The organism is Pseudomonas sp. SWRI81 (assembly GCF_014268545.1).
GTDB lineage: Bacteria > Pseudomonadota > Gammaproteobacteria > Pseudomonadales > Pseudomonadaceae > Aquipseudomonas > Aquipseudomonas hamedanensis.
The window spans coordinates 113,470-137,951 of sequence record NZ_JABWQS010000005.1; the positions used below are offsets into that span (position 1 = coordinate 113,470).

Annotated in this window: 25 protein-coding genes; 5 read left to right on the forward strand and 20 right to left on the reverse strand. The window is 59.9% G+C overall.

Features of this window, described 5'->3' with window-relative positions:
* The 17 genes from HU765_RS05215 to HU765_RS05295 form a co-directional block, all read right to left on the reverse strand.
* Positions 1–141: a hypothetical protein gene (locus HU765_RS05215; RefSeq protein ID WP_042561788.1), complete on the reverse strand. Its 141-nt coding sequence runs from the start codon at positions 139–141 to the stop codon at positions 1–3.
* 297 nt (positions 142–438) lie between these two features.
* Positions 439–1,959 (reverse strand): sigma 54-interacting transcriptional regulator, encoded by a 1,521-nt coding sequence (locus HU765_RS05220; protein ID WP_186619284.1) that lies wholly within the window; start codon positions 1,957–1,959, stop codon positions 439–441.
* Positions 1,960–1,969: 10 nt separating this feature from the next.
* Positions 1,970–4,627: a type VI secretion system ATPase TssH gene (gene tssH / locus HU765_RS05225; RefSeq protein WP_186619285.1), complete on the reverse strand. Its 2,658-nt coding sequence runs from the start codon at positions 4,625–4,627 to the stop codon at positions 1,970–1,972.
* An 11-nt stretch (positions 4,628–4,638) separates the two neighbouring features.
* Entirely contained in the window at positions 4,639–5,646 is a 1,008-nt protein-coding gene (gene tssG, locus HU765_RS05230) for a type VI secretion system baseplate subunit TssG (RefSeq protein WP_186546084.1), read from the reverse strand.
* Positions 5,610–7,397 (reverse strand): type VI secretion system baseplate subunit TssF, encoded by a 1,788-nt coding sequence (tssF, locus tag HU765_RS05235; protein ID WP_186546086.1) that lies wholly within the window; start codon positions 7,395–7,397, stop codon positions 5,610–5,612. Before tssF ends, tssG begins: the two co-directional genes overlap by 37 nt.
* 69 nt (positions 7,398–7,466) lie before the next feature.
* Complete coding sequence (locus tag HU765_RS05240) at positions 7,467–7,889, reverse strand: hypothetical protein (RefSeq protein WP_186531076.1); 423 nt, start codon at positions 7,887–7,889, stop codon at positions 7,467–7,469.
* A gap of 7 nt (positions 7,890–7,896) precedes the next feature.
* A complete protein-coding gene (locus HU765_RS05245; protein WP_186531078.1) occupies positions 7,897–8,415 on the reverse strand; it encodes a hypothetical protein in 519 nt (172 codons plus the stop codon).
* Complete coding sequence (locus HU765_RS05250) at positions 8,363–9,292, reverse strand: DUF6402 family protein (protein WP_186531080.1); 930 nt, start codon at positions 9,290–9,292, stop codon at positions 8,363–8,365. Before HU765_RS05250 ends, HU765_RS05245 begins: the two co-directional genes overlap by 53 nt.
* Before the next feature lie 12 nt (positions 9,293–9,304).
* Positions 9,305–9,829 (reverse strand): PAAR domain-containing protein, encoded by a 525-nt coding sequence (locus HU765_RS05255; protein WP_186619286.1) that lies wholly within the window; start codon positions 9,827–9,829, stop codon positions 9,305–9,307.
* A gap of 11 nt (positions 9,830–9,840) precedes the next feature.
* Positions 9,841–10,248, reverse strand: coding sequence for a type VI secretion system baseplate subunit TssE (gene tssE / locus HU765_RS05260; RefSeq protein WP_186531084.1), 408 nt, complete (start codon positions 10,246–10,248; stop codon positions 9,841–9,843).
* Between the two features lie 9 nt (positions 10,249–10,257).
* Positions 10,258–11,733, reverse strand: coding sequence for a type VI secretion system contractile sheath large subunit (tssC, locus tag HU765_RS05265; protein ID WP_016772499.1), 1,476 nt, complete (start codon positions 11,731–11,733; stop codon positions 10,258–10,260).
* Between the two features lie 28 nt (positions 11,734–11,761).
* Positions 11,762–12,265, reverse strand: a complete 504-nt coding sequence (tssB, locus tag HU765_RS05270) for a type VI secretion system contractile sheath small subunit (RefSeq protein ID WP_003229587.1) — start codon at positions 12,263–12,265, stop codon at positions 11,762–11,764.
* 32 nt (positions 12,266–12,297) lie between these two features.
* Positions 12,298–13,860, reverse strand: coding sequence for a type VI secretion system protein TssA (gene tssA, locus HU765_RS05275; RefSeq protein WP_186619287.1), 1,563 nt, complete (start codon positions 13,858–13,860; stop codon positions 12,298–12,300).
* Positions 13,861–14,503: 643 nt separating this feature from the next.
* Positions 14,504–14,779, reverse strand: a complete 276-nt coding sequence (locus tag HU765_RS05280) for an HU family DNA-binding protein (protein WP_003213368.1) — start codon at positions 14,777–14,779, stop codon at positions 14,504–14,506.
* Positions 14,780–14,969: 190 nt separating this feature from the next.
* Complete coding sequence (locus tag HU765_RS05285; RefSeq protein ID WP_186619288.1) at positions 14,970–16,118, reverse strand: FAD-dependent oxidoreductase; 1,149 nt, start codon at positions 16,116–16,118, stop codon at positions 14,970–14,972.
* A 20-nt stretch (positions 16,119–16,138) separates the two neighbouring features.
* A complete protein-coding gene (locus tag HU765_RS05290) occupies positions 16,139–16,306 on the reverse strand; it encodes a rubredoxin (protein ID WP_003177199.1) in 168 nt (55 codons plus the stop codon).
* A gap of 19 nt (positions 16,307–16,325) precedes the next feature.
* Positions 16,326–16,466, reverse strand: coding sequence for a hypothetical protein (locus HU765_RS05295; protein WP_186546115.1), 141 nt, complete (start codon positions 16,464–16,466; stop codon positions 16,326–16,328).
* Between the two features lie 41 nt (positions 16,467–16,507).
* Here HU765_RS05295 and HU765_RS05300 point away from each other — a divergent pair, with 41 nt between their 5' ends.
* Both HU765_RS05300 and ubiA read left to right on the forward strand, forming a co-directional pair.
* Entirely contained in the window at positions 16,508–17,068 is a 561-nt protein-coding gene (locus HU765_RS05300) for a chorismate lyase (protein WP_186619289.1), read from the forward strand.
* A complete protein-coding gene (ubiA, locus tag HU765_RS05305) occupies positions 17,068–17,958 on the forward strand; it encodes a 4-hydroxybenzoate octaprenyltransferase (protein WP_186619290.1) in 891 nt (296 codons plus the stop codon). The genes HU765_RS05300 and ubiA overlap by 1 nt, the downstream gene beginning before the upstream one ends.
* A 113-nt stretch (positions 17,959–18,071) precedes the next feature.
* Here the strand turns inward: ubiA and HU765_RS05310 are convergent, their stop codons facing one another.
* Positions 18,072–18,455 carry a hypothetical protein gene (locus tag HU765_RS05310; RefSeq protein ID WP_186619291.1) on the reverse strand — a complete coding sequence of 128 codons (384 nt, stop codon included), beginning with the start codon at positions 18,453–18,455 and terminating at the stop codon, positions 18,072–18,074.
* A gap of 150 nt (positions 18,456–18,605) precedes the next feature.
* Between HU765_RS05310 and phoB the strand changes: the two genes are divergently transcribed.
* The 3 genes from phoB (at position 18,606) to HU765_RS05325 (ending at position 22,183) form a co-directional block, all read left to right on the forward strand.
* On the forward strand, positions 18,606–19,295 hold the full coding sequence (gene phoB / locus HU765_RS05315) for a phosphate regulon transcriptional regulator PhoB (RefSeq protein ID WP_007896474.1): 690 nt from the start codon (positions 18,606–18,608) through the stop codon (positions 19,293–19,295).
* A 137-nt stretch (positions 19,296–19,432) separates the two neighbouring features.
* On the forward strand, positions 19,433–20,719 hold the full coding sequence (gene phoR, locus HU765_RS05320) for a phosphate regulon sensor histidine kinase PhoR (protein WP_189663955.1): 1,287 nt from the start codon (positions 19,433–19,435) through the stop codon (positions 20,717–20,719).
* Between the two features lie 123 nt (positions 20,720–20,842).
* Positions 20,843–22,183 carry a hemolysin family protein gene (locus tag HU765_RS05325; RefSeq protein WP_186546126.1) on the forward strand — a complete coding sequence of 447 codons (1,341 nt, stop codon included), beginning with the start codon at positions 20,843–20,845 and terminating at the stop codon, positions 22,181–22,183.
* 206 nt (positions 22,184–22,389) lie between these two features.
* On the opposite strand, the gene HU765_RS05330 is transcribed toward HU765_RS05325, so the two are convergent.
* Together HU765_RS05330 and HU765_RS05335 are read right to left on the reverse strand one after the other, a co-directional pair.
* On the reverse strand, positions 22,390–23,286 hold the full coding sequence (locus HU765_RS05330) for a M23 family metallopeptidase (protein WP_186619293.1): 897 nt from the start codon (positions 23,284–23,286) through the stop codon (positions 22,390–22,392).
* A 209-nt stretch (positions 23,287–23,495) separates the two neighbouring features.
* On the reverse strand, positions 23,496–24,440 hold the full coding sequence (locus HU765_RS05335; protein WP_186619294.1) for a response regulator: 945 nt from the start codon (positions 24,438–24,440) through the stop codon (positions 23,496–23,498).
* Positions 24,441–24,482 lie beyond the last annotated feature (42 nt).

Consider the following 24,482-nt stretch of genomic DNA (forward strand, 5'->3'; position numbering starts at 1 on the left):
TCACTTGCCGCGATTGACCGCTTGCGGATCACCCAACGGGCGATAGTCGGTGTCGTTGAATTTGTAATTGCCGCTACAGCCGCCAAGGCCGCATAGAACGACGAGGGTCAGCAGGACAGCGTGCCAGTGACGAACAGACATCAGAGGGTCTCCAGGTGTAGACAAAGCACAAAGCGCCGACCCTTGCGGGCGGCGCCGTTATTAGCGAATTCATTGTTTTGCGAGGCTCTGAACCGGGGCTCAGAGCCAATCCAAGCAGGCGCCACGATCTCCTGTGGCGAGGGGACTTGTCCCCGTTGGGGTGCGCAGCGCCCCCAAAACCTGCCAGCGCGGTCTCTCAGTGAAACCGTATTTACCGGACTGCGACTGCTGCGCAGCCGGACGGGGATAAATCCCCTCGCCACAGGGTATGTTTTGGGTCCGAAGAAGTGCCGTAGCTCAACCATCGAAATCTCCCAGATTGATATTCAAGCGTCCCAGGCGATACAACAGTGTGCGCCGCGGCAGGCCCAGTTCGCGGGCGGCGAGGGTCTGGTTGCCATCGTTCTTGCGCAGGCAATCGAGTAGCAAAGTGCGCTCGACCTGCTCCAGCCGTTCGCGCAGATTCAGGCCGCTGTTGTCCTCGGGCATCGGTTCCAGACGCAGGGAAAAATGCTCGGCGAGCAACTCGCCGCCTTCGCATAAAAGCACCGCGCGCTCGACCAGCGCTTTGAGTTCGCGGACGTTGCCGGGGAAGGTGTAGCCGCACAGGTGTTCCAGCGCGGCGTCCGACCAGCGCACCGGATCGCGTTGCAAGAAGGTGCAGGTTTTCTCGGCGAAGTGACGGGCCAGATCGAGGATGTCGCCTTCGCGCTGACGCAGGGCCGGTAGCTCGATCGGGAATTGCGCGAGGCGGTAGTACAAGTCCTCGCGGAATTTGCCTTCGCTGACCAGCACCGCCAGATCACGGTGCGTCGCGGCGATGATGCGCACGTCAATCTTGTGCGTGTCGTTGGAGCCCAGCGGACGGATCTCGCCTTCCTGCAACACGCGCAGAATCTTCGCTTGCAGCGACAGCGGCATGTCGCCGATTTCATCGAGCAGCAGCGTGCCGCCATTGGCCGCGTCAAACAGCCCGGCGCGATCGCGATCGGCGCCAGTGAAGGCGCCTTTGCGGTAGCCAAACAGTTCGCTTTCCAGCAGGTTTTCCGGGAACGCCGCGCAGTTCTGCACGATGAACGCCTGAGAACGACGCGGGCCGCAATCGTGAATCGCCCGCGCAACGACTTCCTTGCCGGTACCGGTCTCACCGCGCAACAGCACGGTGTATGGGCTGTGCAAGACTTTGCTGATCAGCGAGTAGGTCTGGCGCATTGCCGCGCTTTTGCCGATCAAACCGTAGCCACTGATGCTCGGCACACTGCGCGTGACCGTGGCCGATTCAGCCAACGGCTGGCGCAAGCGCTGCAGCAAATGCAGCTGACCGAGCACGAACGAGCCGAGCTGGCCGAGGGAATCGGCAAAGCCTTGCAGGTCGGTGCGACGGTGGCTGGCGCACAGCAACAGACCTTCAACCGCCTTGTGCTGATTGACCAGCGGCACGCACAACAACGACTGCCACGGCGCGGTCGCCGCCGGCAGGAAACTGGTCTCGTGCAGGCTGGCGCTCAGGTCATCAAGGCACACCACGCGGTTCTGGCACAGGGCGAATTGCAGCAGTTGCTCACCGTTGTAATCCGCCGGCAGACTCGCCGCCTGGCGCGGTTGCAGCGCGCCGTCGAGGCACTCGGCGTTCATCCCCAAACACGTGTGAGTGGCGTCGAGCAGGTACAGCTGAGTCAGTTCGCAACCGCTCAGTTCGGCCAGGCCACGGACGAATTCACCCAGCAACGCAGCACCGTTCGCCGCCCGCGACAGACTGGCGAACTGCGCCAGCAACGCTTCGGCGTAGACCAGTGGCTGCGGCACCTGAGTGAACATCACGCCCACCTCAGGCGAACTCGCACATCACGCTGGCGTTGCCGTCGAGCGTGGCATGCACACGCTTGAGGCTTTCGCCGGTCGCCATCGCGTCGAGCAGACGATCGGCCACCAGCGGCAGCACGTGCTGATCGAGCAAATGGTCGATCAGGCGCGCGCCGCTTTCGCTTTGCGTGCAGCGCTCGGACAGGTGATCGACGAGGTTCTGGCACCAGCTGAATTCCAGCTGACGACGGTTCAGACGCTCGCCGAGACGGCCGAGTTTGATCTCGATCAGCTCGCGCAGCACCGGGCCGCCCACCGGGTAGTACGGCACTACTTTCATCCGCGCCAGCAGCGCCGGCTTGAAGTGTTTGCTGAGCACCGGGCGAATGGTTTCTTCGAGCACTTCGGCGGTTGGCCGCGCGCCGTCTTCGCAGAGGTCGCTGATCTTGTCGCTACCCAGATTCGAGGTCATCAGGATCAGCGTGTTGCGGAAATCGATCTCGCGACCTTCGCCGTCGTTGGCCACGCCCTTGTCGAAGATCTGGTAGAACAGGTTGAGCACGTCCGGGTCAGCCTTCTCGACTTCATCAAGCAGTACCACCGAGTAAGGCTTCTGGCGCACGGCTTCGGTGAGCATGCCGCCCTCGCCGTAACCGACGTAGCCCGGCGGTGCACCGATCAGGCGCGAGACGGTGTGCTTCTCCTGGAACTCGGACATGTTGATGGTGGTGATGAAGCGATCGCCGCCGTACAGCAGGTCAGCCAGGGCCAGCGCGGTTTCGGTCTTGCCGACGCCGCTCGGGCCGACCAGCAGGAACACACCGACCGGTGCATCCGGTTTGTTCAGACCGGCAGCGGTGGCCCGCATCGAGCGATCCAGTGCGTGCACGGCTTGTTCCTGACCACGGATACGCGTGCGCAGATCGGTAGCGAAACTGGCGACCTTGGCGTTGTGCTCACGGGCCAGTTGCGCCAATGGCACACCGGTCCAGGCGCTGATCACTTCGGCGACCAGACGCGGGCACACTTCGAAACTGACCAGACGTTCTTTGACTTGCGCAGCGGTCAGCGCGGCGTGGGTTTCATGCAGCTGAGCTTCCAGCGCTTCGACGCTTTGGCCTTCTTCGACTTCGGCGATCACGGTCTCAATCACGGTGCCTTCGGCGTCTTCTTCAACGCTGACGGTCGGCTCGACGGCTGCGGCTTCGCGGGCCTTGGCCAGTTGCTGACGCAGCTCCAGCAGGCGCTCGGCCAAAGCTTTCTGCTCACTCCACAAGGTTTCCAGCGCGACCATTTCGCTTTCGGCTTCGTCCAGCCGCGCTTCCAGTACGTCCAGCGCTTCGTGGTCGATCAGCAGACCAGCCTCGGCATCGCGGCGCAGGGCTTGGCGCTGACGGCCACCTTCAGCCAGTTCACCGCGCAGGCGCTCAAGGCTTTCCGGGGCAGCAGCAAGACTGATGCGCACGCGGGCACACGCGGTGTCGAGCACATCAACGGCCTTGTCCGGCAGTTGCCGACCGGCCAGATAACGCGCGGACAATTCGGCGGCGGACACCACCGCGTCATCGCGCAGGTAAATGCCGTGACTCTTTTCATAGACCTGGGCCAGACCACGCAGAATGGTCACCGCTTCGCTGACGGTCGGTTCGTGCAACTGCACCGGTTGGAAACGACGGGCCAGTGCCGGATCTTTCTCGAAGTATTTCTTGTACTCGGCCCACGTGGTCGCGGCGATCGTGCGCAGTTCGCCACGGGCCAGCGCCGGTTTCAGCAGGTTGGCCGCGTCGGAACCGCCAGCGTTGCCGCCAGCGCCGATCAGCGTGTGGGCTTCGTCGATGAACAGAATGATCGGTTTCGGCGAAGCTTTGACTTCGTCGATCACGCCTTTCAAACGACGCTCGAACTCGCCTTTGACGCTGGCGCCGGCCTGCAACAGACCCATGTCCAGCGACAGCAGTTCTACGCCCTTGAGCACCTGCGGCACTTCACCGGCGGCGATGCGCGAAGCGAGACCTTCAACGATGGCGGTTTTACCGACACCGGCCTCACCGACGACGATCGGGTTGTTCTTGCGACGACGGGCAAGGATGTCGACCATCTGCCGGATCGCACCGTCACGGCACAGCACCGGGTCGAGTTTGCCGTCGCGGGCCTGTTGGGTCAGGTTGTGGGTGAAGCGCTGCAACAGTGATTCGCCCTGTGCGGCCGGTTTGCCATTGGCCGCCGGTTGCTCCTGTTGCGACAGGGCAAATTCTTTCAGGCGATCGATGTTCAGCTTGGCGAGCAGCGGCTGATAACGGCTGCCGGCATAACGCATCGGGTTACGCAGCAAAGCCAGAATCAGCGCGGCGTCTTCAACCTGGGTCTGGCCCAGTTCAAGGTTGGCCACCAGCAGCGCATCTTGCAGCCATTGCACCAGTTCCGGAGCGAACACCGGGTTGCGTGAAGCGCTGTGCTCGACCCGCGATTGCAGTGCCGCGGTCAGTTCACCGGCATCGACGTCAGCATCTTGCAGGGCGCGGCTGAGCAAGCCGTTCGGACGCTCCAGCAGGCCAAGCAGCAAGTCTTCGACGAGAATCTTGCTGCCGCCACGGGCGACGCAACGCTCGGCCGAACGTTCCAGATCACGACGGGTTTCGGCGTCCAGCGCCTGGATGAGTTGTTGCAGGTCTACGTTGATCATGGCTCACGTCCTTAATGAATTTTGCTGCCCAGGGTCACCACGCCGTCCGCTTTTTCGCGGCCCAGCCAACTGGTCCAACCGAGGCGACAGGCGTTCTGCTCACCGATGCGCAGTTCGCGGATTTCTTCCTGGCGCAGAACCAGGCGAATGTCGTAGTCGAGCGGGTCACGCAAGGTGAACCGCACCAGCGCGCAGAGCGGCTGGTAGCCGAAACCGATCGGCAGGAATTCATGGAATCGCTGCCAGTCGAGTTCGGTAATGTGAATGCGGAATTTGCCGCTGCGGTCGCGCACGTGTTCGCCCAGCACCAGGTCTTCGCCGAGCAGGCTGTTGGCGCGGCCCAAACGATTGCGCTGCTCTTCGAGAATTTCCACGCGGCGCTCGATGCACTGCTCGATGACCAAGTCTTCGTGCTTGAAGTAGTAACGCAGCACGGCTTCGATCAGCGCCGCCGAGTGCGCCCGCAGGCTGAGCAGGCCGAGGTACGGCAGCAGGCGTTTCCAGTTGAGTTCCTTGGCCTTGCGGATCTCGTCGCCACCCAGGCCGATCAGCGCAAACAGCTGCGCCGAGAACGGGTCGATCGCGCCGCTCTGGAAGCTCGCGCGGTAGCGGTACTTGCGCCAGATCGGCAGCATCAGCCGTTGCAGGCGATGATGGAACAGATCGAGGAAATTGCGCGTCGGGTTGCCGTCCTCGCTGTCGCCCAGGGCCTGCTCGCCATAGAACGCCGGCAACGGCGAACCGGAGCCGACCAGGCCGATCAGGTTGAAACGCACGCGCGCGCGCATCTTGCCGTGCTCTTCGAAAAACTCCACGCGATCGACGTCGCTGCGCGGAAAACCCAGGCTCGGGTTGGCCTGGAACTCGACCTGGTCGTACAGATCGTCTTCGCTCAGATGCGGGTGGGCCTCGCGCAGCCGGTCGATCACCAGCAGCACGGCCTGAAACAGCGAGTACTCGCGTATTACCTTGGTCAGCCCGCTTAAAGCAGGGGCTGCAGGCCCATACGTGGTGTCCATTGGTACACCTCTCCCTGTGTGCTTTTTACCCGCAGCTCATGGAATGAATTGAGACTGGCGTAAAGCGCGAAAAACTCGTTGAGAACCGAAGCGAAGACGAACAGATCGCCCTCGCCGATATAGCCTTCCGGGTCGATGGTCAGTTCGGTGCGCAAGCCGCGCACCGGCAGACCGCGATGCAGCCGGTCGACGTGATGATGTTTGATGTGCTTGAGGCCGCCGAGCAGGCGTTTGCTGACCTTCTCCGCGTGCTGGTCGTAGTAGCGCGGCAGGTCGTAGGTTTCCAGAATCACCTTCAACGCATTGACGTCCGCCAGCGACAGATAGTTAAGCGACATGTTGCTGATCAGCTTCCACAGGAAGTCACGGTTCAGCGGCGGCGCGAAACTCGGGGTGGCCGGGGTGATGTTGCGGAAACTGAGGAATTCCGGGGTCTGCTCGCTGGCCATGCAGATGTCGCCGAGCTTGAGCTTTTTCGGCAGGTTCTGATTCGTGCACATCAGCTCGATCGACAGGGTTTCGTGGGCTTCGGTGTGGCGAATGCCGAAGCTCAGGTAAGTGTCGAGGCCGTCGTGCAGCAAGGACGAACGCTGGCGGATGCTGTAATGCGGACGGCTGTTGGGCACGTCGAAACTCGGGTCGTGCTCGAAGGACTCGAACGGCACGTATTCCTGATAACCGAGACCGCCGGGCTTCCAGCCAGTGACGGTTTCCACCGAGAACACGCCGCAGTTTTCCAGATCGAATTCCGCCGGCAGCAGCAGGTACTCGTCCTGCTTGCCGTCGAGGCGGATCGGCAGTGCGTCGTGCTCGAACAGGTTCACAATCGGCGTGCAGAACAGCTTCACGTTGTCCAGGGTCGGACGCATGCGCATGATGCCGCTCTTGCGAATGTCGAAGCGCAATTCAAGACCGCGCATTTGCTTGAGCGTGTCTTCCGGCAACGCCTTGAGGATGTCGAGGCCGTTGACATCGACGAAGAGGAATTTGTCCTGGAAGGCGAAGTATTCCTGCAAATAGCGATAGCCACGGAAAGTGTTCAGCGGATACGGGATCAGCGCCTCTTCTTCGGCAAAACCCACCGGTTTCACCCGGTCGCCGGGGATCTTGAACGCCATCGGCTTGCCGCTGACGCCATCGATCGGCTTGCCGGCGCCGTCGAGCGGGATCAGCTCGATGCCGTCGAGGTTGCGCAGCAGGCTCAGGTACAACATCTGGCTGATGTAACGCTCGCCGGCAAAGTGCAGGCGCAACTTGCTCAGCTCCAGTTCGCCGAGGTGGCCGTCAGCGCTCATCTCCAGGCGCAGGCTGAGCAGCGAGCCATCGCCCTTCACCGAGTAATTCAGCGCAGCCAGATCCAGCGGCAAGACTTCGGTCGGATAGCAGGTGCGGAAGCGGCAGCGCACGTCTTCTATCGGCTTGCTCTCGATCGGCGTATCGCGCTCGACCAGCAGCGCCGGCCCGGAACGCTTGAGCGGATCGAACTGCAGAATGCTGAACGCCGGCAGCGGGCGCATGTAGTTCGGCCACAGCAGCTGCATCAGCGAATGGCTGAGCTCCGGCAGTTCGTCATCGAGCTTCTGCCGCAGGCGCCCGGTCAGAAACGCAAAGCCCTCGAGCAACCGCTCCACATCCGGATCCCGCCCGGCCTGCCCCAGATACGGCGCCAGCGCCGGACTACGCTCGGCGAAACGGCGACCGAGCTGGCGCAGTGCGGTGAGTTCGCTTTGGTAGTAGTGGTTAAAGGACACGGGTTACCTGCCTGGTAGTGGAGCTCATGGAAATACCGACCTGTGGATTACGTTCGACGCCCGACTTGGTCATTGGATTGCACCTTCAGGCCGACTTGGCTGAATGCGACCTGCGATGTTTCGCAAAGCCCAGCGCAACTCGATGACTTGAGTGGTGAGGATCGCCAGCAACGTGACACAGCCTTGGGCCACGCCGTAGAACAGGGCTCTTAACGGGTTGTCGGGTAGCATCCAGAGCAGGATGAAGCCCACCATCAGAAAAAGGATGACCAGCTTGGCAATCAGATTTGGAATCAGCGCAACGATCAGGTTGACGCCCAGAAAAATGTAAAACAGTGCGTAAGTCGCAATGCCGATGGCGACACCATGGGAGGTAAATCCGCCGTTAAAAAGCTTGTAAGCATGCACAACCGCGTCATTAAAAAATGCATAAGCCACGCATCCGAGGGCGTGGGTTAATAAACATAGGGCGAGACGAACGTAGCTGTTCATACTGCTATCAGTTTTCCAGAATCTCGTAGGGTGTATTACTGATGAAAATATTCAGCCAGTTTTCTTCCCATTGCGGCATGGAAATTACAAAAGCCTTATCTTTCTTCTCGAAGGCGATCCAAGTAATTCCAACCTCGGCATCATCTTCGAATGTGCGCATATCCAATGACTGAGTATCATACAGCGGGGTTCGATATACCTTTTCTGGCTCTTTTGAATCGATAATTCTTAAATACGCCATACCCCCAAGCATGAAGATCCTGCCGACACGCACATTCTCAATTGTGTAGCGGCCCGAGGGACTAGCTGTAGTTGTACTTGCAGGATAGCCTAGCATTGCGCTCACGCAATAAACGAGCAATGCAATCAACACCAAGAGCAAACTGATAGGCACTAGCCACTTCTTTTTAAGCGTAGTCATTTTTTCGCCACACCCAGTTCGACAGCGGATTGTAGATGAGTAAAAATGCGCATCATTTATTCCAAACATTAATAACTGTCGTGGGAACGCTTTGATATTGGACATCAGACAAAACCTGGAAATCACCGCCTTTTTTAAATTCCGTCCGATATTTTACAAAGTGAGAATTCGTAATATAGAAATAACGCGAGTTTTCTATTTCCCTAAACATCGCCTGAGAATCTTTCGCACTGATATAGGGGTTTGAAGCGATGTCTGACTTCATCTGCGCCGCACCGGCATTTGCGGTGGCCGCATAGGCAGGGTTGGCTATACCATCAAAGTTCCAGAACCCCAATGGCTGACTGAAATTGTCATCCGGTGCGTCATTGAAGTCATAGGCGTCCTCAGCATAAAACCCAATTCGTTCCACAAACAGCTGAATGCTGTCTACGGAAATCACCAGTTTTCCTTCTGGAAATACGCGGATGTTAAAGTTTGCCAGCGCAGCTCGCAACTCATCAGTCTTCTCTATCAGACCGAATTTAACTGCTCGATTATTACTGTATCCAAACTCTTCAACCTTCCTAGCGCTCGTAAACTTAAAAGGATAGACACCCGGTGCCGAGCCAAGATACTTATCTTTAATCTTCTTGCTTATATTATTACGACCTGCAGTATTATCCCAAGCAGACTTAAGCTCTTCAATGACAGTTTTCGCAGGTTCAAACTGCTTCAACCAGTCCATTTTTACGATGGTGTCATTTACGTAGGCGATGTCAGCAAGAGCAATATGGTCTTTGACCTCTTTACTCATCGCACCATCGGCAGTTGGCCATGGTTTGCCATCAAACCAGTGGCGCATAAGCTTCGCAGCAACTGGCCATTTCATCTTATCCATCGCATCAGGTATATCTGAGATTTTGAATTGACGGACAGCTGCAGACTTACCAGTTTGGTTACTGGCCGGCGTCAGACTTGATGCTATTTTCGTATCCGTCATAACAAAATCCTTTTATCCAATTACGACTTCAGATTGCTGTTCAATAATCAACTCATAGGACTCCGCTATAGAGGACGAGATTTTTTGCGTCTTCCCGTCGGCTCCCGTGACTCCACTGATAACTTTCCCCGAGGCTGTTTTGAAACTGTATGCCACTCCCGCCAGTGGCCTCCCGGAGTCCTGACAATTGATGACGTAGTGCTCGTTAAACGGCCATTTGATCTCCACCGGCAACGGCGGCACAAACGGCGCCGGCGTATGCGAATTGCCAATAATCACCGTCCCGGAACCTGCCGTGACCTTGTTGCCGTGAGATCCAACCGAACCTACTGTCGCAGCCGGCTTGCCGTTGATCAAAACGGTAGTGGCAAGATCGCCGACCATCGCACCACCACACACCGAGGCATCGCCTTGGCGGGCGGCCGCGAGGCCGTCGAAGAACACGTCGCCGGAACCGGCGGCGATCGGGTTGGTACCGTGGCCTGGAAGTGGGCAAGCGGTAGGGTCGGATACGCGTGCTGCGGGTTTGCCAGACATCGGGGATCTCCTTAGGTGACCTTGACTTGACCGCTGCCATCCAGGCGCGCGGAAAAACTGACCTGACGCTTGAAACCCTCGATTTCCAGCAGGCCTTCGATACTGAAGGCCAGGCGGAGCTGATCGTGGTCACGCGGCAGGGAAATGACACGCACGTTGCTGAGACGCGGCTCGTAGGCTTCGATGAAGCTTTCGATGGCCAGGCGGGCCTGACTCAGGGAGTCGTGCAGGCTCAGGCGCATGTCATTGAGATCGGGCAACCCGTAGTCGGCCAGCGTTTGCACGCTGCCGGCCCGGGTGCTGAGCATTTTTGCCAGATGGGCAGCCACCGACGCCATGGCGCAAACCTCGAGGCTCTTGCCATTGCGTAGTTGTGCGTCGCCGTTGAGGCGTTCGAACAGGCTGCCGTATCCGTCCATGAGTCGCTCTTACTCTTTGTCCAGCTTGCCAACCAGCGACAGGGTGAAATCGGCACCCATGTACTTGAAGTGCGGACGCACGTTCAAGCTCACGCGGTACCAGCCCGGCTCGCCTTCAACGTCGCTGACGATCACTTGCGCAGCGCGCAGCGGACGACGGCCACGGACTTCGGCGCTCGGGTTTTCCTGGTCGGCAACGTACTGACGGATCCACTTGTTCAGTTCCAGCTCGAGGTCGGTACGCTCTTTCCACGAACCGAGTTGCTCGCGCTGCAGCACTTTCAAGTAGTGAGCCAGGCGGTTGACGATCATCATGTACGGCAGTTGGGTGCCGAGCTTGTAGTTCAGCTCAGCGGCCTTGCCTTCTGCGCTGATGCCGAAGAACTTCGGCTTCTGCACCGAGCTTGCGGAGAAGAACGCCGCGTTGTCGGAGCCTTTGCGCATGGTCAGGGAGATGAAGCCTTCCTCGGCCAGTTCGTATTCACGACGGTCGCTGACCAAAACTTCGGTAGGAATCTTGGTTTCGATTTCGCCCATGCTTTCGAAATGGTGCAACGGCAGGTCTTCAACCGCGCCACCGCTCTGCGGGCCGATGATGTTCGGGCACCAGCGGAATTTGGCGAAGCTGTCGGTCAGCTTGGTGCCGAACGCGTAGGCCGTGTTACCCCACAGGTAGTGCTCGTGGCTGTTGGCAACGGTTTCCTTGTACACGAACGATTTGACCGGGTTTTCTTCCGGATCGTACGGGTTACGCAACAGGAAACGCGGCACGGTCAGGCCAACGTAACGCGAGTCTTCCGAAGTACGGAAGCTCTGCCATTTGGCGAATTGCGGGCCTTCGAAGTGGTCTTTCAGATCTTTCAGATCCGGCAGGCCGGTGAAGCTTTCCAGGCCGAAGAATTTCGGGCCGGCAGCAGCGATGAACGGCGCGTGGGACATGCACGAAACGCTGGCCACGTACTGCATCAGCTTGACGTCTGGCGAGCTTGGCGACATGTAGTAGTTGGCGATGATCGCGCCAACCGGCTGACCACCGAACTGGCCGTATTCAGCGGTGTAGATGTGCTTGTACAGGCCGGATTGCATGACTTCCGGCGAATCTTCGAAATCGTCCAGCAGGTCTTCTTTGGAGACGTTGAGGATTTCGATCTTGATGTTTTCGCGGAAATTGGTGCGGTCGACCAGCAACTGCAGGCCACGCCACGACGATTCCAGCGCCTGGAAATCCGGGTGGTGCAGGATTTCGTCCATCTGACGGCTGAGCTTGGCATCGATCTCGGCGATCATGCGGTCAACCATGGCCTTCTTGACCGGCTCACCGTTGTTCTGCGGCTTGAGCAGCTCTTCGATGAAAGCCGACACGCCACGCTTGGCGATGTCGTAGGCTTCGTCGTCAGGCGTCAGACGGGTTTCGGCGATGATGCTGTCGAGAATGCTGTATTCGCCGCTGGCGGCGCTCTTCTCTTGTGCTGCGCTAGTGCTCATTGTGTTGGCTTCCTTGGCTACTGGAGTCTCAAGCGTCCGGGGCTGCGGCGTTCAGGCCCAGCTCACCGAGTACGCGACCGCGGGATTCGTCGTCGGCGAGCACGCCTTCGATGGCTTTACGGAACGCAGGTGCGTTACCCAGCGGGCCTTTGAGGGCCACCAGCGCATCGCGCAGTTCCATCAGTTTTTTCAGCTCAGGCACTTGCTCGACCAGGCTGGCCGGGTTGAAGTCCTTCATCGAATTGACGCGCAGTTGCACGGCCAGCTCGTCGGCCTCGCCATCTTCCTGCAGACGGTTCGGCACGCTCAGCGTCAGACCCAGCTCTTGCTTGGCCAACACTTCGTCGAAGGTCATCTTGTCGATGCTGATCGGCTTGCGATCTTCGATTTTGCGATCGTCCTTGCGGTGGGTGTAGTCACCGATTGCCAGCAGCTTCAGCGGCAGTTCAATCTCTTCCTGAGCACCGCCGGTGGCGGGTTTGAAGGTGACGTTGATGCGTTCCTTGGGGGCTACCGAGCCTTCTTTGGCCATGGCTTTTCTCCTTGCGGTTGTGGCCCTGGGGCCTATTCGAGTACCACTTCGAGGTCGAGGTGGCACAGCCTGCGATAAATCTCTTCCTTGCGTTCACGTACGGCATGGTTCTGCGGCAACAACTCGCAGCAACTGTGCAGCAGGTGCAGCACTTGCAATGCAAGATCGGGCTCCCAGGCGTGCAGGCCTGAGTCCAGTAATGTCTGATCGAGGGTTTCCAGCTGGTTCTTGGCCAGTTCGTATTTCTTGGCCAGGAAGCACAGCCGCGCGAGCGCGAACTGCCAGAAGAAGCGTTCGCGGCCACCGTGGGCCGATTGCAAACCCTGCTTGAGGATCTGCACGGCAGGCTTCAAACCTTCCTTGCGCAGAATCGGCTGGACTTCCTCGACGGCTTTTTCCCAGGCCGGCTGGGTTTCGACGTTCTCGCTTTCGACCTTGCGCGGCGCGCTGGCGCTTTGCAGGTGCGGCATGACGTTGGCAGCGATCCACGCCCGTGTGGACGGATCGGCAAACGGCGCGCCGTCATGGAAGCGCAACTCGATGATGCCCGGCAGGCGCTGAATCAAAAGCGCGAAGTGGATTTCCACTTCGCGCATGGCCAGCTCGGCGTTGAGGTTCTGGAGACATTCCCAGACCATCCTCTGGCCATCGAACCAGAACGGCGCCTTCGCCAGGCTCGCCTCCAGTTCCACCAGCAGGTCGGCGTATTTGCCCTGATCGAAACGGTCCTGGTAGAGCTTGAGCTTCTCCAGCGGCAGGCCGCGCAACACGGTGATCTGCTCGGCGTTACGCTCGGGCACCGCGTCGATGGTCATCCACAGCAGTGTGCGATTGAGGCGCAGGGCGCGCAGGTCGGTGGCCTTCTGTTTCAGCCACCAGGCACACAGTGGGCGGGCGCTCTCCTGCTGGGCGCGCAGGGCTTTGTGCGCGTCTCGCTCGTTGTCGATCGGCGCGCCGGGGGTGAGCAACTGGCTCGCTGCCTGCTTGACCTGCGCTACCGCCGCACCGACCACGCCGGGGGCCGGCTGGTTGTCAGCGGCGCGCTGGATCATGGTTTTCAGGCGACGGGAGATCGGCAGCAGCAGCGGCGCGTCATCGCCCAGATGTTCAGTGCAGGCTGCTTCCAGACCGGCCAGGTGCTCGGACAGCTGCCGGAACATCGGCAACTGTTCTTTGATCGCAATGTTTTCGGTAATGACCTGCTCGAGACGCGGCACCAGCCAGCCGATCGCGGCGGCACGGGTGCGGGGTTTGAGCGGGTGAACGTCGGCCCAGTGATTTTCCGACAAATGGTGCAACAGACCGAGGCCGGCGAGCAGCCCGGGGAAGGATTCACGCTGGTACAGCGACCAGGTCAGCCAGGCGCCGACACGCAGATCCTTGGACTGGGTACGCAGCAGATTTTCGCTGTTTTCGCGGATTTTAAGCCAGTCGATCTGCCCGCTTTCGTGCATCGACGAAGCCTTGGCCAGCTCACTTTCCAGCGCCTCGAATTCGCTCGAAAAACGAACGTCTTCGCCCGCGAAATTCTCTTTGGAAACAGAGACTTTGGCGAGTTCGAGGTAATGGGCGGAAAGTTTGCTTGAGTAGGACATCCATGGCCTTTATTAAGGATTACAGTCATGCGCGCAAAGGGAATTGCAGCGACGCGGGACAGTATCGAAGAGCAGTTATGCGACTCATCCAATTGAGATGTGCTCTTTCAAGTGGGCGCATCGTAATCACAATGATGGCCACTAGCAAGCATCCGATTAAACAACAAGACGAAGTGTTCTTTGTTTGTTGTAGGAGGTTTCCCTATATTCCGTCAGGGAATCCCCTACCCCCATTTTTTAAGCCGATCGACCCGGAGGATGCCTGAAAAGCCTGATTTAGAGCGGGCGTACCAAATCCATGAGACATACGGAAAAACGGCAATCAGGATCCGGGCAGAGCATGACGGTATTTGCAAAATCCGGATGTAGGATGATTCCGAAAGATTTCGGTATTGTTTCAACAAAACGCGGCGAGACAATCGATAACTATAAAAGTGCCATCATTATGATGGCCTTTATATATACGCGTATTTCGAACGCATCTGGCGACGGCGAATAACCCACCGATGCGTCGCTGGGTATAAAGGGCAGAACAGTGACTGCATGTCTGGCTTAATCCGCACACATAAAAAATGGGCATTCGACCGCAATCGATATGCCCATTTTTCCTTGCGGTTCTCCCCGTCCGGGGAGTACGCCGCAATTATGGATTAACGCTGTCTTTCAACGATTTGCCTGGCTTGAACGCCACGGTGTTGCTGGCCTTGATCTTGACCGGTTCGCCGGTTTGCGGGTTTTTGCCGGTGCGGGCACCGCGGTGGCGTTGCAGGAAGGTGCCGAAGCCGACCAGCGTCACGCTGTCCTTGCGGTGCAGGGCGCCGGTGATTTCTTCGAGGACGGCGTTGAGGACGCGGTTGGCCTGTTCTTTGGTCAGGTCTGCTTTTTCAGCGATTGCAGCGGCGAGTTCTGGTTTACGCATTAGTGAAGCCCCTTTGACGGTTTTTTGTTGTTATGTCCGTGCTGTTCTCGTTGGAACAGCGCCCAAGGCGCCGCAGGCTCTACTCTGCGGCAGACGGGAGTGAGAATGGCACGCCGCCAACGGCGGCGCCAGTCTCCCCACGACCTTTGTCGGGGCAAAAGAGCGGCGATTGCGACAGAACGGCTGGTATTTACGCCAGCAGCGGCGGAAGCTGTTTGTTCAGGGCCAGTTTTTCCATGACCGCTGCACCGGTCAGGGCATAACCGAGCAATTGTCCGTCGGCGCTGTGGCACAGAACCTTGATATCGGCGCCCTGCCCTTCAACGCTCCAGACGCCTTCGCTGCCCCGTGGCGGCGGCGACACCACCAGCGGACACACCGGGGTTTTCACGGTGATCGGCATCGGGCCGTAGCTCACCGCCGTAGGGTTTCCCGCCAGGGTTTGCGCCAGCGCACGTGCGCAGCTCATCAGCGGCATCACGTAGAGCAGATTGAGCCCGTCGACTTCGGCGCAATCGCCCAAGGCGAAGATGTTGGCGTGGGAGGTTTTCAGGTAGCGATCAACCACCACGCCCCGATTGACCTGCACGCCGGCCGCCGCTGCCAGATCAATACGTGGACGCAGGCCGATCGCCGAGACCACCACGTCGCACGGGATGACCTGACCGTCGGACAGATGCGCTTCCAGACCGCCGGCGACTTTCTGCAGACGGGTCAGCACCGGGCCGAGGTGAAACTTCGCCCCGATACTTTCCAGCCCGGCCTGCACGGCCGCCGCCGCAGCGGGATGCAGCAGCATCGGCATGACTTGTTCGCACGGCGCGACCAGCTGTACCTCGTAGCCACCGAGAATCAAGTCATTGGCGAACTCACAGCCGATCAGCCCGGCCCCGAGCAACAGCACCCGGCGCTTGCCCGCCGATGCGGCACGGAAGCGCGCGTAATCTTCGAGATCGTTGATCGGGAACACCCGGTCAGCGCCATCGCCTTCGATCGGCACGCGCACGGTTTCCGCGCCCCAGGCAAGAATCAGGTCGCGATAAGGTACGGCTTCTTCGCCGATCCACAGGCGTTTGTGGCCGGCGTCGATGCCGCTGACGCGCGTGTGCGTGCGCACTTCGGCGTTCAACTGCTCGGCCATGGCGCCCGGTTCGGCCATGCTCAGGCCGTCGGCGTCCTTGTTCTTGCCAAAACCGGTGGAGAGCATCGGCTTGGAGTAAGAGCGGCCGTCATCGGCGGTAATCAACAGCAGCGGGGTTTCGCTGTCGAGCTTGCGAAACTCCCGGGCCAGGTTGTAGCCCGCCAGGCCGGTGCCAATGATGACGACAGGTGCGCTCATGCCTTACTCCTTGGTTGTACTCAGTTGATTTCGATCATTTCGAAGTCCATTTTGCCGACGCCGCAGTCGGGGCACAGCCAGTCTGCCGGTACGTCTTCCCAGCGGGTGCCCGGCGCGATGCCGTCATCCGGCCAGCCGTCGGCTTCGTTATAGATCAGGCCGCAGACGATACATTGCCACTTCTTCATTCAGGTACTTCCTCAGGGTTCAGGCGTAGTGCCGGCGCGGACGGTCGATGGGTGTTGCGCTGCCATCCGGCTCAGGGCGTTTTGTACTGAGGGTGCCGGGCAGATGCAAGCCTGTTCGGCGCAATGGCGGCCGGCGCCGATCAATATCGTGATCTGCCATGGTAAGCTCGCCGCCTCATTTGCGGCCAATAATGACTCATTGTGCAACATTCAAATGCCTGCCCCGCCCCGCTCTGGCTGACCCAGAACCGCCTGACGCCCTGCCCCGATTCGTTGACCCTCGACTGGTTGTTCGACGAAGGTTCGCTGACCCGTCGCCTGACCCGTTTGTCCAACGATGGCTTCAGCGTGTCGCCGTTGTTTGAAGGCTGGGACACCCTGCGCGCCGATGAATGCGCGGCGCTGGAACTGGCCGAAGGCAGCGAAGGCTGGGTGCGCGAGGTGTATTTACGCGGTCATGGCGAGGCTTGGGTGTTTGCCCGCAGCGTCGCTTCACGCGCGGCCTTGCAGGGCGACGGCCTGCACATGGACGAACTGGGCAGCCGATCGCTGGGCGAATTGCTGTTTTGCGATCAGGCGTTCCAGCGCCGCGCCATCGAAGTTTGCCACTACCCTGAACAATGGTTGCCGCCCGCCGACCGAGCACCCGAGCTGTGGGGCCGGCGTTCGCGTTTCGACCGTGGCGCGCTGAGCGTCCTGGTCGCGGAAATTTTCCTGCCGAGCCTGTGGCGCGCCGCCCGCGCCCATCCGGAGAACTGCTGATGTATCAGAGCCTGCTCAAGTCGCTGAACCGCTTGAACCCGCGCGCCTGGGATTTCATTCAGTTGACGCGCATGGACAAGCCGATCGGCATTTATCTGCTGCTGTGGCCAACGCTGTGGGCGCTGTGGATTGCCGGCAAAGGCTCGCCGTCGCTGGCCAACGTTGTCATCTTCGTCCTCGGCGTGGTGCTGACCCGTGCCGGCGGCTGCGTGATCAACGACTGGGCTGATCGCAAGGTCGACGGCCACGTCAAACGCACCGCGCAACGACCGTTGGCCAGCGGCAAGATCAGCTCGAAGGAAGCACTGGTGTTCTTTGCCGTGCTCATGGGCATCAGTTTTCTGCTGGTGTTGTGCACCAATGCACCGACCATCTGGTTGTCGCTGGGCGGGCTGGCGCTGGCGTTCACCTACCCGTTCATGAAGCGCTACACCTATTACCCGCAGGTGGTGCTCGGCGCGGCGTTTTCCTGGGGCATGCCGATGGCGTTCACCGCCGAGACCGGCGAGCTGCCGGCGGCGGCGTGGCTGCTGTGGATCGCCAACCTGCTGTGGACGGTGGGTTACGACACCTATTACGCGATGACCGATCGTGATGACGATTTGAAGATTGGCGTGAAGTCCACGGCGATTCTGTTCGGCGAGGCGGACCGGGTGATCATCCTCACCTTGCAGGCGCTGTCGCTCGGTTGCCTGATGCTGGCGGGGTCGAAGTTCGAGCTGGGCATGTGGTTCCACCTCGGCTTGCTGGTGGCGGCGGGCTGTTATGTGTGGGAGTTTTGGTACACGCGAGATCGCGACCGCATGCGTTGCTTCAAGGCGTTTTTGCACAACCACTGGGCAGGGTTGGCGATTTTTGTCGGGATTGTGCTGGATTACGCACTGCGCTGAACGCACATCCTTGTAGGAGTGAGCCTGCTCGCGATAGCGGTGTGTCAGCTAACGAAAATGCCGACTGATACACCGCTATCGCGAGCAGGCTCACTCCTACAAGGGGACCGTGGTTATTTGGCTTTGGCGACTTTCCAGGCGCCGTCCATTTTGCCCTCGCCGGTCATGTCGCCGGCTTTCTTGTCCATGACGAAGGTATACAGCGGCATACCCTGATAGGCCCACTGCATCGAGCCGTCGTCGCGCTTGACCACCGTCCAGTCGCCCATCGATTTATCGCCGGCCTCAGCCATCAACGGCGGCCAGTTCGCCGCGCATTTGTCGTTGCAGGCAGACTTGCCAGCGGAATCCTTGGCGAATGTGTACAGGGTCATGCCCTTGTGGTCGGTGAACATGCCGTCCTTTTCCATCGCCGGATCGGCCGCCATGGCCAGTCCAGGCAGAGCCAGCGCAGCCGCCAGCAACAGTGCTTTCAAGCAAACAGTCATCTGAGTCATGGAAACCTTCCGGAGTGGTTGTCAGGTTCGGACTTAGAGCTTAGTCCAGGATCCCGATAATCGCCGCCCGACTAAAATACTGTCACACGACTGCAATAATTCCGTTATCTAATGCGGCGCAAGACAGTTAAATGACAAGAGGATTAAGGCATGGTTGGCAGGAGCATTCTGATCGTCGACGACGAAGCGCCCATTCGCGAAATGATCGCCGTTGCATTGGAGATGGCCGGCTATGACTGCCTCGAGGCAGAGAACTCGCAGCAGGCCCACGCCATCATCGTTGATCGCAAGCCGGACCTGATCCTGCTCGACTGGATGCTGCCCGGCACCTCCGGCATCGAGCTGGCCCGGCGCCTCAAGCGTGACGAGCTGACCGGCGACATCCCGATCATCATGCTCACCGCCAAGGGCGAAGAGGACAACAAGATTCAGGGCCTGGAAGTCGGCGCCGACGATTACATCACCAAACCGTTTTCCCCGCGCGAGCTGGTCGCCCGCCTCAAAGCCGTGCTGCGCCGCGCCGGCCCGACCGATGGTGAAGCGCCGATCGAAGTCGGCGGCCTGTTGCTCGACCCGATCAGCCACCGCGTGACCATCGACGGCAAACCCGCCGAGATGGGCCCGACCGAATACCGTCTGCTGCAATTCTTCATGACCCACCAGGAACGCGCCTACACCCGTGGCCAATTGCTCGATCAGGTCTGGGGCGGCAACGTCTATGTTGAAGAACGCACCGTCGACGTGCACATCCGCCGCCTGCGCAAGGCCCTCGGCGATGCCTACGAAAATCTGGTACAAACCGTGCGCGGCACCGGCTACCGCTTCTCCACCAAAGCATAAAAAGCAGCTGCAAGTTTTCAGCTACAAGCGGCAAGAAAAAGCGAGCCGCTCTGGCTTGCAGCTTGTAGCTTGAAACTTGACGCTGCGGCTAAGGACGCCCCGTGAATCAAAACTGGCATGGCACTCTGATTCGCCACATGCTGTTGCTGGTCACCGCCTGCCTGGTGGTCGGCCTGATCAGCGGCTATTACGGCTGGAGCCTCGCCGCGGGCCTGGGTCTTTACCTGGCCTGGACGCTCAAGCAATTGCTGCGTCTGCATGAATGGCTGCGCCAGCACCAACCCGACGAAGCGCCGCCCGATGGTTACGGCCTGTGGGGCGAGGTTTTCGACAGCATCTATCACCTGCAACGCCGCGACCAACGCGTACGCGGGCGTCTGCAAGCGGTGATCGACCGGGTGCAGGAGTCCACCGCCGCGCTGAAAGACGCGGTCATCATGCTCGACAGCGACGGCAACCTGGAATGGTGGAACCGCGCCGCGGAAACCCTGCTCGGCCTCAAGACCCCACAAGACAGCGGCCAACCGGTGACCAACCTGGTGCGCCATCCGCGCTTCAAGGAATACTTCGAGCAGGACAACTTCGCCGAACCGCTGGAAATCCCCTCGCCGACCAATGATCGCGTGCGCATCCAGCTGTATCTGACCCGCTACGGCAACAACGAACACTTGATGCTGGTGCGCGATGTCACGCGGATCCATCAGCTGGAACAGATGCGCAAGGACTTCATCGCCAACGTTTCTCACGAACTGCGCACACCGCTGACGGTGATCTGCGGCTATCTGGAAACGCTGCTCGACAATGTCGAAGAAGTGAATCCGCGCTGGAGCCGCGCCTTGCAACAAATGCAGCAACAGGGCGGGCGCATGCAGACGCTGCTCAATGACTTGCTGCTGCTGGCGAAACTGGAGGCCACCGATTACCCGTCGGACAACCAGCCCGTGCAGATCGACACGCTATTGCAGTCGATCACCAGCGACGCGCAGCAATTGTCCGGCGCGAAGAACCAGCACATCACGCTGCAAGCCAGTGCCGGCGTGCTGCTCAAGGGCAGCGAAGCGGAGTTGCGCAGTGCGTTTTCCAACCTGGTGTTCAACGCGGTCAAGTACACCCCGGCCGAGGGCAACATCCGCATTCGCTGGTGGGGCGACGAGCAGGGCGCGCACCTGAGCGTGCAGGATTCCGGGATCGGCATCGACAGCAAGCACCTGCCGCGCCTGACCGAACGCTTCTACCGCGTCGACTCGAGCCGCAACTCCAACACCGGCGGCACCGGCCTGGGCCTGGCCATCGTCAAACATGTGTTGCTGCGCCATCGCGCACGCATGGAGATCAGCAGCGTGCCCGGCCACGGCAGCACGTTCACCTGCCATTTCGCCCCGGCCCAGGTGGCCAGCGCAAGGGCTATCAGCGCCGCCGAGTGATGCCGCCCGGCACACGCCACTAGGCAATTGCCCGGTCAGCCGCTACATTGGCTGACTTGTGCCTGCCTTCCAGGCGCTTTTTCCCCTTACTTTCGAATCACACGGAACCCGCAAAACTCCATCATGGACCCTTCCCCTGGCTTGTCCCTCGCTACGCTTTTCGCCGATTTCGGCATGATTCTTTTTGCTCTGATCCTGGTGTTGCTCAACGGCTTTTTCGTTGCGGCAGAATTTGCCATGGTCAAACTGCGCTCGACCCGGGTCGAGGCCATCGCTGAACAACACGGCTGGCGCGGGCACATCCTGCGCACCGTGCACAGTCAGCTCGATGCCTACCTGTCGGCGTGCCAGCTCGGCATCACTCTCGCCTCCCTTGGCCTGGGCTGGGTCGGCGAACCGGCGTTTGCGCACATCCTCGAGCCGCTGTTGAGCGCGATCGGCGTCGACTCGCCCGAGATCATCAAAGGCGTGTCGTTCTTCACCGCGTTTTTTATCATTTCGTATCTGCACATCGTGGTGGGTGAACTGGCGCCAAAGTCGTGGGCGATCCGCAAACCCGAGCTGCTGTCGCTGTGGACGGCGGTGCCGCTGTACCTGTTCTACTGGGCGATGTACCCGGCGATCTATCTGCTCAACGCCAGCGCCAACGCCATTTTGCGCATCGCCGGCCAAGGCGAGCCCGGTCCGCACCATGAGCACCATTACAGCCGCGAAGAACTGAAACTGATTTTGCACTCCAGCCGTGGCCAGGATCCGAGCGATCAGGGCATGCGCGTATTGGCCTCGGCGGTGGAAATGGGCGAGCTGGAAGTGGTCGACTGGGCCAACTCCCGGGAAGACCTGATCACCCTGGAATTCAACGCGCCGCTGAAGGAAATCCTGGCGATGTTCCGTCGCCACAAGTTCAGCCGTTATCCGGTGTACGACAGCGAGCGCCAGGAGTTCGTCGGCCTGCTGCATATCAAGGATCTGTTGCTGGAACTGGCCGCCCTGGATCATATCCCCGAGTCGTTCAACCTGGCCGAACTGACCCGCCCGCTGGAGCGCGTGTCGCGGCACATGCCGCTGTCGCAACTGCTGGAGCAGTTCCGCAAGGGCGGCTCGCACTTCGCCGTGGTCGAGGAGGCTGACGGCAACATCATCGGCTACCTGACCATGGAAGACGTGCTGGAAGTGCTGGTCGGCGACATTCAGGACGAACACCGCAAGGCCGAACGCGGCATCCTCGCCTATCAGCCGGGCAAGCTGCTGGTGCGCGGTGATACGCCTCTGTTCAAGGTTGAGCGCCTGCTGGGCATCGACCTCGATCACATCGAAGCCGAGACCCTCGCCGGGCTGGTCTACGAAACCCTGAAACGGGTGCCGGAAGAGGAAGAAGTGCTGGAAGTCGAAGGCCTGCGCATCATCATCAAAAAGATGAAAGGGCCGAAGATTGTGCTGGCCAAGGTGTTGATGCTGGATTGATCACGATTGCGGGGCAGCTTTTGTGGCGAGGGGATTTATCCCCGATGGAGGGCGCAGCCCTCCCTAAGCCGGTGAATGCGATTCGTCAGGTGAGGTGCGGTTGTAGGATTTGGGACGGCTGCGCCGTCCAACGGGGATAAATCCCCTCGCCACAGATAAATCCCCGCCACAGATACATCCAATCGCCACAGTTGATCCCATTACTTTCACTGTTTGCCCAACGCAAAGTTGGGCAACGCCCCCAGCGGCTGGTTGAACTGATACGGAATCGACACCAGCCCTTCCCCGGTATTGCGCTGCACCACAAAGTGCAGATGCGGGCCGCTGCTGTTGCCAGTGTTGCCCGACAGCGCCAGCGGGCTGCCAACCTTCACGCGCTGACCTTCGCGCACGCTCACCGAACCCTGCTTGAGATGCAGGTACACGCCCATGGTGCCGTCATCGTGCAGGACCCGGACGAAATTGCCCGACGCATCGGTGCCGCGCCCGCTCTGTGAATTCTCGGTCTTCACCACCACCCCGGCCCGCGCGGCGATGATCGGCGTGCCCACCGGCATGGCGATGTCCATGGCATAGCGATTCTTCGGCCCGTAGTGGCTGTACTGGCCGTTGGCGCCCTGGCTCAGGCGAAACGGTCCACCACGCCAGGGCAACGGATAGCGATAGCTTTGCGCGGTGCCTGCGGGGTCACCCAGCGAATATTGGAACTGCGGCGAATACACCAGCGGCTTGTCACCGCTAATCGCCGTCAGCAGCGCCAGACGGGTATTGCTGCGCGCCGGTAGCACCCGGCGGATCGTTTTGGCCGGCGCGCCACGCACGTTGCTCATGCCGATAAAGGCCAGGGCAACCTCGACGGGTGCATACAGATCGTTGCGCGCAAACACCACGTCGACGCCTTTTTGCTTCTTGATGTCCAGGTACACCTGTCGCTCCAGGCGTTCGACCATGCGGTCCTGGAACACGAACACTTTCGCGCCTTTACTCGGCTGGTCACTGTACGAGACCACGCCGTTGGCATCGGTGGATTTGTAGATGGTCATGGCCATCGCCAAGTGGGAGGCCAGGCAAAGACCACAGAAAAACAGCAGGCGCGCGAGCATGGGCAAAAGTCTGTCGAAGGGAGGCCTGGGAATCAGCCTAGCAGCTGAGACAGACCAGGCTAGTCGACAGATGTTTCAAATTGGCCAGCGCAGGAGATGCGCGGTGTTCTTTGACGACCCCTTCGCGAGCAGGCTCGCTCCCACATGTGAAATGCATTCCAGGGTGGGAGCGAGCCTGCTCGCGAAGACGGTGTGTCAGGCGACGAAGGTCAGGCGCCAGGCACGAAGTGTTTTTGCGCCGTGCCACGGGCGATCAGGCGCGAGATGTAGTCGAGCTTCTGCGCGTCCTGGTCGACAAAACGGAAGGTCAGTTGCAGCCAGTCGCTGTCGGCTTTCTGCTCGTGGGCGACGATCGCGTGCAGGTAACCATTGAGGCGGGCGATCTCGGCATTGTCGCCCTGCTCCAGATCGAGCACGGCGCTGTCGAGGATCTGCGGCAGGGTCTCGGTGCGTTTCACCACCAGCAGCGCTTCCTTGATGCTCAAGGCCTTGATCACGCATTGCTGAGTACCGCTCGGCAGGCGCAATTGCCCCTGACCACGACCACCGACTGGCGCTTTCGACGTGCCAGGTGCCTGCACCGGCGGGCTGTTGAGCAGACCGCGCGATGGCGCTGCGGCCGGGGCTGGCGCCGCCACAGCGGGCTTGGCGAACGGATTGGCAGCCGCTGCGCCGACCACGGCAGGCTTGCCGCCAGTCAGTGCGCTCAGGGAATCATTGCCGAACGCCGAATTCATTTTGGTCGGTGCGCTGTTCATCAAGGTGTCGAGCTTGCCGACCTTGTTCAGCGCCTGCTTGACCTTGGTCAGCAACTGCTCATTGGTGAACGGCTTGCTGACGTAGCCGGAAACGCCGGCCTGGATCGCCTGCACGACGTTTTCCTTGTCGCCACGACTGGTGACCATGATGAACGGCATGGTCTTGAGGTTGTCCTGCTCGCGGCACCAGGTCAGCAGTTCGAGGCCAGACATTTCCGGCATTTCCCAGTCGCACAGCACCAGGTCGAAGGCCTCTTTGGCCAGCATGGCCTGGGCCTTTTTGCCGTTGATGGCGTCCTCGGTGCGGATCCCCGGGAAGTAATTACGCAGGCACTTTTTCACCAGGTCACGAATGAACGAAGCATCGTCCACGACCAACACACTGATCTTGCTCATCCAACACCCCTAAAAAAAATCCCGGCAAGCATAACGCTTGAA

Excerpts from the sequence above, each read along its gene's own strand:
- HU765_RS05215 (WP_042561788.1), bottom strand. The coding sequence starts at position 141 with ATGTCTGTTCGTCACTGGCACGCTGTCCTGCTGACCCTCGTCGTTCTA.
- HU765_RS05220 (WP_186619284.1), bottom strand. The coding sequence starts at position 1,959 with ATGTTCACTCAGGTGCCGCAGCCACTGGTCTACGCCGAAGCGTTGCTG.
- tssH (WP_186619285.1), bottom strand. The coding sequence starts at position 4,627 with ATGATCAACGTAGACCTGCAACAACTCATCCAGGCGCTGGACGCCGAA.
- tssG (WP_186546084.1), bottom strand. The coding sequence starts at position 5,646 with ATGGACACCACGTATGGGCCTGCAGCCCCTGCTTTAAGCGGGCTGACC.
- HU765_RS05240 (WP_186531076.1), bottom strand. The coding sequence starts at position 7,889 with ATGAACAGCTACGTTCGTCTCGCCCTATGTTTATTAACCCACGCCCTC.
- HU765_RS05245 (WP_186531078.1), bottom strand. The coding sequence starts at position 8,415 with ATGTCCAATATCAAAGCGTTCCCACGACAGTTATTAATGTTTGGAATA.
- HU765_RS05250 (WP_186531080.1), bottom strand. The coding sequence starts at position 9,292 with ATGACGGATACGAAAATAGCATCAAGTCTGACGCCGGCCAGTAACCAA.
- HU765_RS05255 (WP_186619286.1), bottom strand. The coding sequence starts at position 9,829 with ATGTCTGGCAAACCCGCAGCACGCGTATCCGACCCTACCGCTTGCCCA.
- tssE (WP_186531084.1), bottom strand. The coding sequence starts at position 10,248 with ATGGACGGATACGGCAGCCTGTTCGAACGCCTCAACGGCGACGCACAA.
- tssC (WP_016772499.1), bottom strand. The coding sequence starts at position 11,733 with ATGAGCACTAGCGCAGCACAAGAGAAGAGCGCCGCCAGCGGCGAATAC.
- tssB (WP_003229587.1), bottom strand. The coding sequence starts at position 12,265 with ATGGCCAAAGAAGGCTCGGTAGCCCCCAAGGAACGCATCAACGTCACC.
- tssA (WP_186619287.1), bottom strand. The coding sequence starts at position 13,860 with ATGTCCTACTCAAGCAAACTTTCCGCCCATTACCTCGAACTCGCCAAA.
- HU765_RS05280 (WP_003213368.1), bottom strand. The coding sequence starts at position 14,779 with ATGCGTAAACCAGAACTCGCCGCTGCAATCGCTGAAAAAGCAGACCTG.
- HU765_RS05285 (WP_186619288.1), bottom strand. The coding sequence starts at position 16,118 with ATGAGCGCACCTGTCGTCATCATTGGCACCGGCCTGGCGGGCTACAAC.
- HU765_RS05290 (WP_003177199.1), bottom strand. The coding sequence starts at position 16,306 with ATGAAGAAGTGGCAATGTATCGTCTGCGGCCTGATCTATAACGAAGCC.
- HU765_RS05295 (WP_186546115.1), bottom strand. The coding sequence starts at position 16,466 with ATGGCAGATCACGATATTGATCGGCGCCGGCCGCCATTGCGCCGAACA.
- ubiA (WP_186619290.1), top strand. The coding sequence starts at position 17,068 with ATGTATCAGAGCCTGCTCAAGTCGCTGAACCGCTTGAACCCGCGCGCC.
- HU765_RS05310 (WP_186619291.1), bottom strand. The coding sequence starts at position 18,455 with ATGACTCAGATGACTGTTTGCTTGAAAGCACTGTTGCTGGCGGCTGCG.
- phoB (WP_007896474.1), top strand. The coding sequence starts at position 18,606 with ATGGTTGGCAGGAGCATTCTGATCGTCGACGACGAAGCGCCCATTCGC.
- phoR (WP_189663955.1), top strand. The coding sequence starts at position 19,433 with ATGCTGTTGCTGGTCACCGCCTGCCTGGTGGTCGGCCTGATCAGCGGC.
- HU765_RS05325 (WP_186546126.1), top strand. The coding sequence starts at position 20,843 with ATGGACCCTTCCCCTGGCTTGTCCCTCGCTACGCTTTTCGCCGATTTC.
- HU765_RS05330 (WP_186619293.1), bottom strand. The coding sequence starts at position 23,286 with ATGCTCGCGCGCCTGCTGTTTTTCTGTGGTCTTTGCCTGGCCTCCCAC.
- HU765_RS05335 (WP_186619294.1), bottom strand. The coding sequence starts at position 24,440 with ATGAGCAAGATCAGTGTGTTGGTCGTGGACGATGCTTCGTTCATTCGT.